Here is a 13,962-nt window from a genome sequence, read left to right on the forward strand (position 1 = left end):
TAATTGCGAGCAAATATACCATTTTTATGAATACTGACATATTATATTAACGTTAAGTGTACATATTTCTCTTTTTACGCTTGTACTTTCTTTTAATACACTTAAGGAATAAAATCAATTTTACAGATGGTTTCCTACTAATTTTGATAACAGATGAAACAAAGTTGCGCAACCCGAACTCATCTATTAACAAATTTATAACCTCAAAAACTTATTTAATTATGGCTACTTTAAAAGAACCAAAAACGTTAATCGACTCTGCTTATTTAACAAAAGGAACTATTGGAAACGTGGGAATGCCTGGTGCACCTATTGCTCATTTCTCATTAGTTGTTTCTCCTGCTTCTAACACTGTTTCAGGTATCGTTGAAATTACTCAAGCTGTTGATAGAGCTCCAATCAGAGTACACGTTGCTGGTAACATTCGTTATACAGGATATGGTAATGTAACGAAGATCGTAACATTGGCTGGAGAGTATGTAGTATCTGTTCCACCACCAGCAATTGGAAGTTACTTAGAAAAATTTACTGCATACATGGATATCGATAACGATTGGAATGGTACTGGTGGTTTTACCTATGGTAACAACAAAGTAGAAGATGTACCTGTAAAATCTGCAAACTAAAAAATTTATACTAACATAGTATTGAAATCATTCCTTTAACGAGGAATGATTTTTTATACCTCCTAAAAACACTTATAACCCCAAAAAGAACTTCCATTCCTTTTTTTTAAACGTATAAGGTTGAATCTATACTTTCAACGAAAACGTTTTCTAACTTTAACACAACTAACTAACTCTTTACCATGACTACTACACCTTCTCCTTCTATTAATGAAACCGTGTCAAAAAAAGTAATTGATGAGTTGACTAACGAAATCAATAATATGCTTTCTTATGCCATATATAACGGTATTACTATTAATACCAATATTAATACACTCATTGAAAGCAAAAATGTTGAGAACCTTATTGATGCGCATAACCTACTCGTTAAAAATATAGCTCCAGCGACTCCTAAGTCAATTGAGTTTACCAAGAATATTCGTATCAACGAAAAAAATAAATCAATCTTTAACAGATTGCCATTGGTAAGAAACTTGATCTTTTTATCATTGTTCTTTTTAGCCATGTTTATTGCAACTGGGCTATCTCCCAATGTAAATAACAATTCACTCGATGAAGGTGTGTTAAATAATAATGGATGGTCATTACTATTAAATATTTGCTTCTTAGCTTCAATATCTGGATTAGGTGTTTTGTTTTTTTTATTAAAGAAAGTAAGTGATTCAATCAAGGAAAGTACATTGGTTTCTGAAGAAGCCATTTCATATATAGCACAAATTATCTTAGGGATTATTGCAGGAATATTAATGTCTGAAATCATTTCATTCTATTCTAATAATCCAAAAAGTATCAATTTATTTAATAAAAGTGCCATGGCGTTAATTGGAGGCTTTTCTTCCGATGCTCTCTTTAGCATTTTACAAAGTATGATAGATCGTGTTAAATCAATATTTGTTACATCTTAAAACTTAAGGGGCTGTAATGGGAGATGATATATGCTAACAACTACGAATAAAAACTACATTTATAATAGTACCCATGTTAAAATGTATCTCTCCCTTACAAGTCTCCTAAAAATCAAACTATGAGACTCAACTATATTCTTATTCTTACTTCTTTTTGTATACTAAGCTCTTGTGCCAGTTTACCAAGTGCAAGTACAACGCTTACACAAGAAGTAATTAATGAAGCAAACGACATGCATTCATTAAATAAATCTTTGATTCAACGTATTTTTGATGAAAAGAAAAAACAGGTTAGTTTCTTTATTGACAAGACCTATACTCCTGCTATTATTAAAAAATATGAAGCGCTTTTACCAGATACATTAAACTACAGGAAAGAGCTTCCAAACATTATACAAAGTATAATTCCGGTTATCATGCAAAAGAAAGATTCTTTACTAGGCGTTATTGATAATCAAGAACAAAAGTTAATGAGTCAACTTGATAACAGTTATACAGAATATTCAAAAGCAGCGTCTTCTTTACAAAACTTGATTAATTCTGCAGTTAAAATAAAGTCTACAGAAGAAAGTATATTGAATAGTGTTGATAAACTTACCGATAACAAACTTAACTTTAAGAAAATAGCATCGAATTTAGATAGCATTTTAAATAAATCAAGTAGTTTTTTCTCAAAACTAGATACTATTGAAAACACATTAAAATAACATGGCAGCAATTAATTGGGATCAACTAGCAAAACAAGCTGGAAATCAAACAGACGCAGAATTTAATCAACAAATAACACAACTTACAAACCTTAATTTATCTGAGGTAGATACTTTTATCTCTGAAAGTAAAATAAGTAATGACAATGCTTTAAAAGTTTTAAAAGTAATTGACAACGCCACACTTTCTAACAATGAAAAAGCCAATTCAATTTCTACAATAGAAAACGGAATTGGCTTTTTGGTAAAGTTAGCTTCAAAGGCTATCTAAAAATGGTATTGTCTTTTATGAATGCATTTTTATAGCGTTCACTAAAAGGTACCTTTTCAGCATTTTCTAGAATTATTAAATTATCTTCAAAATAAATTTCTTTAATCTTTTTAAGGTTGACTAAGTAATTTCGATGTACTTGTTTAAAGTCAGGATTAGACAACATTTCTTTCATTTTGATTAGAGAAAGTTTAATAAGGTATCTTCCTTCATTACAATGTAAGCTACAGTACTTTTCTTTCACTTCTACATAATTAATAGCAGTGACATCTACTTTAGAGACGCTTCTCCCTTTTTTTACAAACAAAAATGAAGGACTTACCACGGCACTTTCCTCATTATAACTAATGCTATTGGATTGCTCATAACATGATTCAATAGCCAACTCTAATGAATACAATAACTCCAATTTATTATAAGGTTTTAATAAATACACCATTGGATTGGTCAACTTTGCTTCATCAAATATCGCTCTACTTTGCATACTCGTTAAAAACAAAAACGGAAGGTCTATTCCTTCTTTATTCATACGACTCGCAAGCTCTATTCCTTCAGGTTTCCCATTGATCATAATATCTAAAATGACCACATCAAAAAAGCGATTCTTTATCTCCTTTTCTGCCTCAATAATATTTCTTACTCTGACAACCTCATAAGTGTTCTCTTCTAAAAAAGATATAAGCTCATTGGCTTCACTATCTAAATCTTCTAACAATAATAATCTTAACGCGTTCATTGGGAGACATTTTATACTTTTTGTAAAACTATTTTCACGGTAGTTCCTTTTCCTAACTCACTACTAAAAGTAAGTTTTCCATTATTTTTCTTAATTAATGTTTGACATAAAATTAACCCTAAACCAACTCCTTCAGATCGATCTATCTTATCAATTGATAAATCAGTTAATGCATTAATTTTTTGCAACTGTTCTTTAGATATTCCTATTCCAGTATCATGGATTTTAATATACGAAAATTCTTCCGATTCTTTTCCAGCACTTATTTTTATACGCCCTTTTCCATCCATATACTTAATAGCATTGTCTATTAAGTTACGTACGACAATCTTAATAGATTCTTTATCTATTTTCACTAATTGATTTTCAACTTCACTACTAATAGCTATTTCTTTGGCTTCCATCAACGTACCATAATCAAATAATATATGTTCTATCAAAGGCTTCAAAGCATGCTCTCCTTGATTAAACAATAACTGATTACTTTGTTCTAAAGACCAATGCAATACATTGTTTAATAAATGGCTGGTACTTTTAGTTACCGCAATAGCAGTATTATTGGCTTCTTTGATTCCGTCTATATCTTTAGTATCAATATGTTTTTTTAATTGTTCATGTTGATACTGAATGGTATTCATTGGTGAACGTAAATCATGAGAAACCACCGAGAACAGATAATTTTTTGTTTTATTGGCAATATTTAGGTCTTCCTTTTGCTGGGTAATAAGCACATTCTGCTTCTTCAATTTTTTATAGAGAAATGCTAAAAACCCAAGGAAAATTAACAAACCTGAGGCTCCAGCAATTAAACTATGCTGAACTACTCTCTGTCTTTTGATTTTCTCGTCTTGTAAAGCTATTTCACTTTCTTTTTGTGCAACTGCTAATTGTTTATCCTTTTCGGTAAGTTCCCAAATTTTATCTCTATTAAACAGAGAATCCTTCCATTTAATAAACTCTCGATAATACTCTACGCTTTCCTTATAACGTTTACGGTTACGTTCTACGACCGCCATATTTTGTGCGGTGAACTGCTTTAACTCAACATCTGAAAATAACTTTGCTAAATCATAAGCCTCTTGAAACAAAGGAATCGCATCATCATCTAAATATTGATTATAATATACATTTGCTAAATCCATTTTTGCTCTTACTAAAGAAAGTGTATCCTCCTTATTTATTAAAGCTAATTCTTTATCAAAGTATTCTCTTGACTTATCATACTCTTTTTTATGTACGTAACATAATCCTATATTATGATAAGCCTCTTTTCTTCTAGATTTCTTAGTCCTTTCTTTAAATTTTTCCCATTCAAGGTAATATTTTAATGAAGAATCATAATCTTTTAAACTTAAATAAATTCTCGCAGATTTTAAACGCTTCAAATTAGGGTAATTTCCATAATCAGAAATTTCAGACATACTAGCTAATGCCTTTTTTAAAAGTCTTTTTCTAATAGCACTAATACCCAATATATAATTTAAAATATCCTTTTCGTCTTGAGATTTAACTTTATCAATTGCTTTTGAACTATAAATATAAGACGAATCGTACTGCTTTTTTACAAAAAATGTATAAGCAGTACAAAATTCTTCTTTTTTTTCTTCACAAAACCTCTTCGCATTTATATCTAAAATACTTTTCTCTGTTTGTGAAACTAAAGACTGTGTAGTAAATAATAGAAATAAAAATACCTTAATCTTCTCCATCAGCTGGCATAGTCACTGTCCCTCTATCTGTTTCTGGATCTTCATCTTCATCTCTTACCCAAACAACATCAGCAGAAGCCCCAGATATCACCTGATAGGTAAATTGGATATAGTATAAATCAAACTTCTCTGCTTCTTCCGCACAATTAAACTCTACACGAAATTCTCTTCCTTCTAACGTATCAAATCCTCCTTGTTTATTCAAAACTTGCACTGAATTGATACCATAGTAGTTTAAATAGATTTGATTTCCTTGTAATTGCAACCCACTGGTATTTTCTACTGGATTTAGAGTATTGTCAGGTAAATAAGCTAATACGGTTACCGTATAAGGTGTACCATTACCTCCTTCTATACCCGACATATTTACCAAAGGCCCTGTAGGTTTATTAGCCGCTTCAATGTTAGTATCAAATTTTCTGAAATCTTTTAGCGTTAATGTTACACCATTAACCGTCACTGGGTTCCCCATAGTTGTATATTTAGTTTAGTTAGACAAACTAAATTTACAATAAAAATTGAAAGAAAAAAGAAAATGATGGAAGTTCCTAAAAATATCTTTTCTAAAAAAAACTTAAGCCTCTGAATCTAAAGACACAATAAAATCTTTGTTAAGCATTCTCAAATAACAGTTCTACATATGCTCCATTAGGGTTCTTATACACTTCTTGTGTCTTTCCTTGTTGCAATACGTTTCCGTTTTGTAAGACTAAAATTTCATCAGATACCTCTAAAGCATCTTTAATATCATGAGTCACAAAAATAGCCGTGGTATTGGTTTGTTTTAAGATGGTTACAATATCTTGTCGTAACTGATTTCTTAAAATCACATCTAGATTACTAAAAGGTTCATCTAATATTAATAATTCTGGATTTGGAGCAATGGCTCTTGCTAATGCTACTCGTTGTTGTTGTCCACCTGATAATTCATGTGGATAGCGTTTTTCCATTCCTTCTAACCCCACTAAAGCTAACACTTCTTTTACTCTTTCTTGCTTATGAGGGTTTTTAGAAATTCCATAAGCAATATTCTTAAAAATTGTCAAATGTGGAAATAAAGCATAATCTTGAAAAACCATACCTACATTTCTATACTGAGGTTCAACAAAAACTGTATCAGATGCTACTAGGGTATTGTTTAATTTAATATTACCACCATCTAAGGTTTCAAGTCCTGTGATTAATCGAATCAAAGTTGTTTTACCACTACCACTTTCTCCTACAATTGCTAAAATTTTTCCTGCTTCTAACTCTAAAGAAACTTCATTTAAAGCAACTACTTTTCCTTTATTAAAAGTTTTACATGCTTTTTGTATTGTTAATAATTGCTTCTCCATTAGTTTTCTTTAGATATTAAACGATTTAAAAATAACACTGGTATTACGCCTGTGAGGATTATAAATAATGAAGGCAATGCTGCCTCTGCAATTAATTCATCACTCGCATATTCGTATGCTTTTACCGCTAGGGTATTGATATGATACGGTTTCAAAATTAAGGTTAATGGTAGTTCTTTCATTACATCTACAAACACCAAAATCAATGCACTTAAAATGGCTGATTTTAATAAAGGGAACTCAATTTTTAAAAAGGTTTGTATATTTCCTTTTCCTAATGTTTTTGAAGCCTCTGATAAACTCTTTCCAAACTTTAACGAACTTGCTTCTATAGGATTGTATGCCACCGCCATATATCTTACAACATATGCATATAGTAACGCCAAAATGGTTCCGTTAATAATAAATCCTATTTTACTATCTAATACATCTCTAAAAAACAACACTAGCCATTTATCAATAAATAAAGTAGGTATTAATACCCCTACAGCAATTACTGCTCCTGGGATTGCATATCCAAGTATCCCAATTTTTGCTATTGATTTTATCATTGATAATCGATTCCATTTAGATAAAAAGATCAATAGTAAAGCAAAAAGCACAGTTAATAGTGCTGATAAACTTGCTATTCCTAAACTTTGAAGAGATACTATTAAAAAATCTGTTGTAAACACTTCCGAATAGGTTAAAAACGCCCAATACACCAATTGTAAAACAGGCAATACAAATCCGAAAAATACAGGAAAGCAAACGATGCTTAAAAAAAGTATTCTCAATCCTTTGGATACATTTTCCTTTTGAACTTTTTTATGGTTTTTTATTGCATTGAAATACCCAATTCTTCTTCTTTGCCATTTTTCAACCATAATTAATAGAAATATAATCCCTACTAAAATTGCCGATAAATAAATAGCGGTTTCTGGTTCTTCCAAAGAAAACCATGCTCTAAATATACCCGTAGTAAACGTATTGATTCCGTAGTATTTTGCTGCTCCATAATCGTTTAACACCTCCATTAAAACCAAAATTAAACCTCCAACAAAAGCGGGTCTTGCCAAAGGTAAAATTAGTTTGAAAAAGGTTTTTCTTTCACCCGCTCCTAGCAATTTTGAAGCTTCTATAATACTACTTGATTGATTTAAAAAGAACGCCCTTGAAGCTACATATACATAAGGATACAATGATACACTTAGCACGAAAATCAATCCGAAGTGATTCATTACATCAATCTTCAAATGAAATAGTTTTTCTATAACCCCTCCATAATCAAAAACTCCTGCATAGGCATATGCAGTAATATAAGAGGGTATTGCTAATGGAAGTATTAACAACCACTCTAATTGTTTTTGAAAAGGAATATGATAGCGAGATACAATCCAAGCTGAAGAGATACCAAACACTAATGTCAAAATACTTGTACCTACAATTAACCAAACAGAGTTTTGAATGTAATTCGGTAATAAGGTAGTAACCAAATGACTCCATGTTTCCCCTGGTCCATAAAACAAATTGATAAAAATAGTTACAATGGGTATGGCTATAAACAAAACAATGGTCAATAAAAATATTGACCATTTATTTGTATCTCTTTGTATGTTTTGAATATACTTTATCACTTAGGTTCCATACATTAATGGATTACAAAGATATTGATTATTTCCATGCTGCTTTATCAAAAACTAACACTGCATTTTTATTGTTTTCTCCCAGCTTAGTTAATGATAAGGTATCTTCTTTAAAATCTCCCCATGACTTTAATAAATCAGATGGTTCAACTTCTTTGTTTACAGGATATTCATAATTAGCTTTTGCAAAAACCTCTTGCGCTTTTTTACTTGCTAAAAACTCAATAAACTTAATCGCATTTTCTTTGTTTGGTGCATATTTAGCTACTCCTGCTCCACTTACATTAATGTGCGTTCCTCTATCATCTTGGTTAGGAAAGAATATTTTTACTCCTTCTCCTGCTTTTACTTCTTCAGGGTTTTTAGAGTTTACTAACTTTCCAATATAATAGGTATTTACAACCGCTACATCTCCTTCTCCTGCTACTACAGCTTTTACCTGATCTCTATCATTTCCTTTTGGAGAACGTGCCATGTTGGCAACCATTCCTTCTGCCCATTCTGTTGCTTTTTCTTCTCCGTTATTAGCAATAATTGATGCTAATAATGATTGATTATAAATGTTCCCTGAAGAACGGATCAATATTTTGTTTTTCCATTTATCTTCTGTTAACGCTTCGTAAGTTGATAAATCTTCTGGCTTAACTTTTTCTGGATTGTATACAATTACTCTTGCTCTTTTTGTTAATGCAAACCAGTTATTATCAACATCTTTCAAATGTGTAGGAATCGTTTTATCTAAAAACTCAGAAGTTGCCGATTGTAACAATCCTTTCTTCTTAGCTCTTACTAAGCGACCAGCATCTACAGTAATTAAGACATCTGCCGGAGATAATTCTCCTTCTGTTGTCATCTTTTGCATTAACTCATCCGCTTTCGCATTTACCACATTTACCTTGATACCTGTTTCTTTTTCAAACTGAGCAAACAATTCTTGGTCTGCTTTATAATGACGGTGTGTATATACGTTTACTTCTTCTTGCTTCTTTTCTTCTTTCTTTTGCTCTGTTTTACAAGCTGCAAATGCCACTAGTAAAAGGAATGCTGAAAATATTTTTCTCATCTTAAAAATGGTTTTTCGCCTAAAAGCGATTTCTTAATTATTAAATTTTGATTTGTAAAGTAACATACCAGTTTCTTGGAGCTGAAGGAATAATTCCTGGCCCTGGATATCCTGTGGCTCTTCTGGTAAAGTATTTTTCATCCAACAAGTTATTAACTCCTGTTTCTAATTTAAACATCTTGTATTTATAAGAAAACGATACGTCAAATACACTATATGCAGGAATAACTCCATTAACTCCACTTAAACTTGGAACTACAGAGTTGGAAGCATCTGTAAATTGTTCTGATAAGTAGGTGTATTGAAAACTAGAAAGGAAGTTCTTATATCCAAATCTTACTCCTGTTTTAAAGTTTAAATCTGGAACAAATTCAACTTGATTATTTTCTATTCCGTTAATTTGCGATTTGGTATACTTGGAGTTAATAAAAGAAGTATTCGCAAAATAATTGAAGCTAAAATCGTTGTTTATTCTAAATAATTCTTTCAAGTTAACATCAAATAAACTCTCTATTCCTAAAATACGTGCATCTCCTACATTTCCTCTTTCTTGTACTACTCTACCGTCTGCAAGTCCTTTAGATACCAATCCTATTCTATCGTTATAGAATAATCCAAACAACCCAACATCATACGAAACTAGCCTTTTAAAGTTTCCTCGAATTCCCAAATCCGCTGTAAATCCTTTTTCATCTGAAATGTTAGGATTAATTGTAAATGATGGATTCACAATGTTTAAATCTGAAAAAGTTACAGAACGATAGTTTTGAGAAACATTACCATAAAATTCAATAGAATTATTTGGTTTATAACTAGCTCCTAATCCTAATAAAACGAACGAACGCTCGTTTGATTCATTACTAGTTACAGTTTCGTTTAATATTACATTTCCAGCTCCATCTTTATTTATTCTCTTAAAGAAACCATCGCTTTCCGTTTTTATATATTCAAAACGTACCCCTGGAGTTATTGATAATTTATCATTCAAATAAAAGATATTTTCTCCAAAAATGGCAATATTTTGATTTGGGTTGTTGTAGTTTGATTGTGATGAATAATCAGGATATGTATCTAAAGCTGAAGTAAAGTTAGCATCACTTCCGTTGGTTCCAGGCCCTTGTACTGATGTATTTTCTGCCTTATAAAATTTCGCTCCCACTAAGAAAGTCGCATCTTTATTAAAAATGGTATATTTATCTAATAAACGAGCTTCAAATCCAAAGTTTTTAAAATCTCCAGTTATTAAATCTCTTTCTTCTCCACTATCCACTTGACTTACTCTGTTAGTTCTAAACCCTAATGCTTTTCTTGAAGCATCTAACCCAAAGAAATTAAATGTAAAACTAGTGTTTTCAGAAAATTGATGTGACAATTTCAAATTATACAGAAACCAATCTACCTGAAACCAGTTTCTCGCTCTATTACTTTGAAATGGATTATCAGCAAACATAGCATCTGTTAAACCTCCAGCTTGTTGTGCTAAATATTTCAAGTACGTAATTTCTGCTTCTAGCTTGGTTCTGTCCGAAAATTCATATCCTAAATGTACAAACGCATTTTTTGAGTCAAATTCAGAATTCGGTCTAAAACCATCTCCCTGCTTGTAGTTATAATATCCATAGTAGCTTACTTTGTTTGAAGTTCCACCAATACTTGTAAAATTGGTAAATAAGTTATTACTTCCTACCGTATTTCTGGTTAAAATTTCAAAAGTTTTGTTTGGGTTTGGCTTTTTCATGACAAAATTAACCAGTCCTCCAAACTGCGTTCCATATTGTAAAGATGCCGCTCCTCTAACAATTTGAATTTCATTCAGTGCTTCTGCTGGAGGTGTATAATAACTTTCTGGATATCCTAATACATCTGCACTAATATCATATCCATTTTGACGTGTGTTGAAATTAGAAGTTCTATTAGGGTCTAATCCTCGTCCTCCAATATTTAATTGTAAACCTGCATCGTCATTTTGAAAAATGTTTAACCCTGCTACTTGACTATAAATTTGTCTTGCATTATTAGATGCCAACGCAGCTGTTGCCTGATTTACCAAAACAACTTCTGTCTTTTTACCTGCATAAATAGCAGTTTGCTCAACATCTTTTAATCTTGTAAGCTCAAATACTTTTTTCCTTTGCGCATTTATAACAATTTCAGAAAGTTCTTCTGAAAAAGAATTCAATACTATATCAAATGAAGTAGTATCATTAACTTCTATCTCTACCTCCTTTAGTTTATACGCATCTAAATAGAATAGTAAACTAAGTTTATTCTTATCGGTTAGAAACTCATAATATCCTTTTGAGTTTGTCTCCGTCAAAAACTTACCTCCACTCAGATAAACTTGAACTTTATTTAATTTTTTCCCAGTATCAGAAGTTATTATTCCCGATACTTTCTGTTGACCTATTAAGGTCGATGTACATGCAAATAGTATAAAAACTATTAATTTAAATTCCTTTAATTTTAATTTCATGATTAAAAGGTAATATCCAATCTTTATGTTTAAAAGATTCTTTTTGTTTGTATAAATCTATCTTAGGATTAATATATGGTTGACTTGCTCTTCCGTTCAAAGCTACAAAGCTTTCTACGTATATTTCAATATTTTCATGACCATCTTTTTTAAAATGATCTCCTAAATAATGCGCATATTCTAAAATGAAATCAGGTTGAAAACTCATCTGCTTTTCCTGAAAAGATGTTAAAAAATCAGAATTATCTACGTAAAAATACTTCCCCGTTTCAGCATCTACTACTTTAAAATTTGCATAACCCGCTTTTTCCATCAACATAACTCTCCATGAAAATCTAAAGCCTTCTTCTGTCCAAAACAATTCTCCGGGATATAATAAATAGCGCCATGGTAATAATACCTGAATCAGTAAGAAAGTTGCAATAAACCTAACTAGTATTTTACTTTGTATAGAAGAGAGTTTATACTCATTAATTTGTTGAAGCTTGCCATTTGAAATGGATAAAATTTTCTTCAAGATGTTTAAAATCTTAATATGTAAAGAAGCATCAAAAAAGATCAACGTACTAACGATCATTATAAAGGGAAACATCCCTATAGGAAACAACACCCTTGTAAATACATGAAAGAAAACAACCAATCCAAAAGCTAGTAATCTTGTTCTTTTATAAAGTAGTAAAAATGGTATTGCAAGATCATAGATAGCTCCACACCAGCTCATTGCATAATGAAACCATTCTTGTTGCATTATATTATTTCCTATAATGGGCAGGTCGTATTTAGATGGCAGCCAAATTTTTAAAGGCTGTGCTCTAAACAACCAATCTGAATTTAACTTTGCTAAACCTGCATAGAAATAAACAATTCCCAGCATAATTTTAATACTATCAATTGACCATTTAGGTATGTTTAAATACTCTTTTCTACGTTTGTACGCATCTATAGAAAAATAGGCATTTGCAGGTAAAAATATTAAAAGAAAACTCAATAAACTTATAAAGTAATAATGGTTTAAATAGGTAGTTTTATCCATTAATTCTATATAAGTAAAGCTCAAGAAAAATGAAATTATGGCCAATCGATACTTAAGTCCCAATGCCACAAAGATTGCTGAAACTCCACATACAACAAACAGCAAATAGGTATAATTTCCAATGGGTTTTACCCATTCAAACCCATAGAAAGAAAAGTGAAAAGTAGGTTCTAAATAAAGTTTTTCAATCCATCCATTATACCAAAAACGTATAATACTTAAAGTCATCATCACTCCAAATAAAATACGAAAAACCGCTAAAGGAGCGGCACTTGTATATTTTGAAAAGTATTTATTGAATGTCATCTTATATAAAAAAACTGCCTGTTTACATATTACAGGCAGCTTTCAAATATCTTATTGTATATTAATCTCCATCTGCATCCACATAATCAACACTTACATTAAAGGCTTGTAACATATCTACCTTTAACAGCACTACTGCTTTTTGCAGTTCATCATATGCTTTTAACATTTCCGTGTTGTTTGTGTTTATTTGCTCATAAAAGTTAGCATTTAAACCATTTATCTGAGTTTTGGCTAAACCGAATTGATTGTTAATTTTAGTAACCAAATCTCCTTTATTTAAAGCTTCCAAATAAGTTTTAAAACTAGCACCTGAACTCACAGCATTAAATTTTGTTCCATTAAAGAAACTTTGAACAGCTGTTAATGCTTCTAAACTTAATTCTTTTGAAGATGTTTTCTTATAAAACGCTTCTACCTTTTCTGGTAAAGTTGTTGCTGAAAAATTACCTGCTGGTATTCCTACTTTGTTTGCTCTTAATCCCTTTTCATAATAGTAAATGAAATCATTTACTAATTTATTTAATGAAGAGGTTGCTGTATTTCCTGAATTATTAGCAAATGAAACTTTGTAACCACCATTCCAATCATTTACAATAGTAGTCATTACTTCACTCATTTTAGCAACAACATCTGTTAAATACATCTTGTATTTTGCTGCGTCAGTATCTGTTGTATATTTAGCTACAATAGCATTATCATCTGCTGCCACTCCATAAAACAAATAGTCTAAGGCAGGAAACCCTTGAGCATCATGATTATTTGGATGAGCTAAATCATACCCTCCATTAGATATATTTGATTCAACATCGGCTACGGTAAGTGGATAGATATTAAAGTGATTCACAAAACCAATTTCTTCGGCCTTTCCAATATTAAACATTTCTACCCATTGCCAAGATTTATATGCTTGATACCAAGCAGTACGTGCATCTTCTAAAGTAAGTGTGCTTGGTGCATTGTTAAACGCTTCCACCTTTCCTTTTAAAACAATCAATTTACTATTAAAATCTTGAAAAGAAGGAACGATAATATTATCTGCTAAGTTTGTTAGCATTGCTTTTCTATCAAAATTATCTGTAGGTCCTACATCATCTGAACTTGAACTACTACATGCATAAATAGTAACTGCAAGTACTAGTAGAGGAATAATTTTTTTGAACATAAT

13 protein-coding genes are annotated in these 13,962 nt (G+C 31.1%); 4 read left to right on the forward strand and 9 right to left on the reverse strand.

Features of this window, described 5'->3' with window-relative positions; genetic code table 11:
• The first annotated feature begins 221 nt into the window (after nt 1–221).
• The 4 genes from ABNT22_RS11635 (at nt 222) to ABNT22_RS11650 (ending at nt 2,512) form a co-directional block, all read left to right on the forward strand.
• Complete coding sequence (locus ABNT22_RS11635; protein ID WP_348718559.1) at nt 222–626, forward strand: DUF1842 domain-containing protein; 405 nt, start codon at nt 222–224, stop codon at nt 624–626.
• A gap of 182 nt (nt 627–808) precedes the next feature.
• Nucleotides 809–1,534: a hypothetical protein gene (locus ABNT22_RS11640; RefSeq protein ID WP_348718558.1), complete on the forward strand. Its 726-nt coding sequence runs from the start codon at nt 809–811 to the stop codon at nt 1,532–1,534.
• 119 nt (nt 1,535–1,653) lie between these two features.
• A complete protein-coding gene (locus ABNT22_RS11645) occupies nt 1,654–2,241 on the forward strand; it encodes a hypothetical protein (RefSeq protein WP_348718556.1) in 588 nt (195 codons plus the stop codon).
• A gap of 1 nt (nt 2,242) precedes the next feature.
• Nucleotides 2,243–2,512 carry a hypothetical protein gene (locus ABNT22_RS11650; protein WP_348718555.1) on the forward strand — a complete coding sequence of 90 codons (270 nt, stop codon included), beginning with the start codon at nt 2,243–2,245 and terminating at the stop codon, nt 2,510–2,512.
• Here the strand turns inward: ABNT22_RS11650 and ABNT22_RS11655 are convergent.
• The 9 genes from ABNT22_RS11655 to ABNT22_RS11695 all read right to left on the reverse strand — a co-directional run bounded on the left by ABNT22_RS11655 (nt 2,505) and on the right by ABNT22_RS11695 (nt 13,959).
• Nucleotides 2,505–3,248, reverse strand: a complete 744-nt coding sequence (locus tag ABNT22_RS11655; protein ID WP_348718554.1) for a LytTR family DNA-binding domain-containing protein — start codon at nt 3,246–3,248, stop codon at nt 2,505–2,507. The two genes, ABNT22_RS11650 and ABNT22_RS11655, sit on opposite strands and share 8 nt — an antisense overlap.
• An 11-nt stretch (nt 3,249–3,259) precedes the next feature.
• Entirely contained in the window at nt 3,260–4,957 is a 1,698-nt protein-coding gene (locus ABNT22_RS11660) for a tetratricopeptide repeat-containing sensor histidine kinase (protein ID WP_348718553.1), read from the reverse strand.
• Nucleotides 4,944–5,429 (reverse strand): hypothetical protein, encoded by a 486-nt coding sequence (locus tag ABNT22_RS11665; RefSeq protein ID WP_348718551.1) that lies wholly within the window; start codon nt 5,427–5,429, stop codon nt 4,944–4,946. The genes ABNT22_RS11660 and ABNT22_RS11665 overlap by 14 nt, the downstream gene beginning before the upstream one ends.
• Nucleotides 5,430–5,568: 139 nt before the next feature.
• Nucleotides 5,569–6,294 carry an ABC transporter ATP-binding protein gene (locus ABNT22_RS11670; protein WP_348718550.1) on the reverse strand — a complete coding sequence of 242 codons (726 nt, stop codon included), beginning with the start codon at nt 6,292–6,294 and terminating at the stop codon, nt 5,569–5,571.
• The gene (locus ABNT22_RS11675) at nt 6,294–7,910 is read right to left on the reverse strand and encodes an iron ABC transporter permease (protein WP_348718549.1); all 1,617 of its coding nucleotides are present in this window, start codon (nt 7,908–7,910) and stop codon (nt 6,294–6,296) included. The genes ABNT22_RS11670 and ABNT22_RS11675 overlap by 1 nt, the downstream gene beginning before the upstream one ends.
• Nucleotides 7,911–7,947: 37 nt before the next feature.
• Entirely contained in the window at nt 7,948–8,982 is a 1,035-nt protein-coding gene (locus ABNT22_RS11680) for a Fe(3+) ABC transporter substrate-binding protein (RefSeq protein WP_348718548.1), read from the reverse strand.
• Between the two features lie 40 nt (nt 8,983–9,022).
• Nucleotides 9,023–11,455: a TonB-dependent receptor domain-containing protein gene (locus ABNT22_RS11685; RefSeq protein ID WP_348718546.1), complete on the reverse strand. Its 2,433-nt coding sequence runs from the start codon at nt 11,453–11,455 to the stop codon at nt 9,023–9,025.
• Nucleotides 11,430–12,794 carry an HTTM domain-containing protein gene (locus ABNT22_RS11690; protein WP_348718544.1) on the reverse strand — a complete coding sequence of 455 codons (1,365 nt, stop codon included), beginning with the start codon at nt 12,792–12,794 and terminating at the stop codon, nt 11,430–11,432. Before ABNT22_RS11690 ends, ABNT22_RS11685 begins: the two co-directional genes overlap by 26 nt.
• Nucleotides 12,795–12,855: 61 nt before the next feature.
• Nucleotides 12,856–13,959 (reverse strand): imelysin family protein, encoded by a 1,104-nt coding sequence (locus ABNT22_RS11695; RefSeq protein ID WP_348718543.1) that lies wholly within the window; start codon nt 13,957–13,959, stop codon nt 12,856–12,858.
• Nucleotides 13,960–13,962 lie beyond the last annotated feature (3 nt).

This window comes from Tenacibaculum sp. 190130A14a (assembly GCF_964048965.1).
GTDB classification, from domain to species: Bacteria; Bacteroidota; Bacteroidia; order Flavobacteriales; family Flavobacteriaceae; genus Polaribacter; species Polaribacter polynesiense.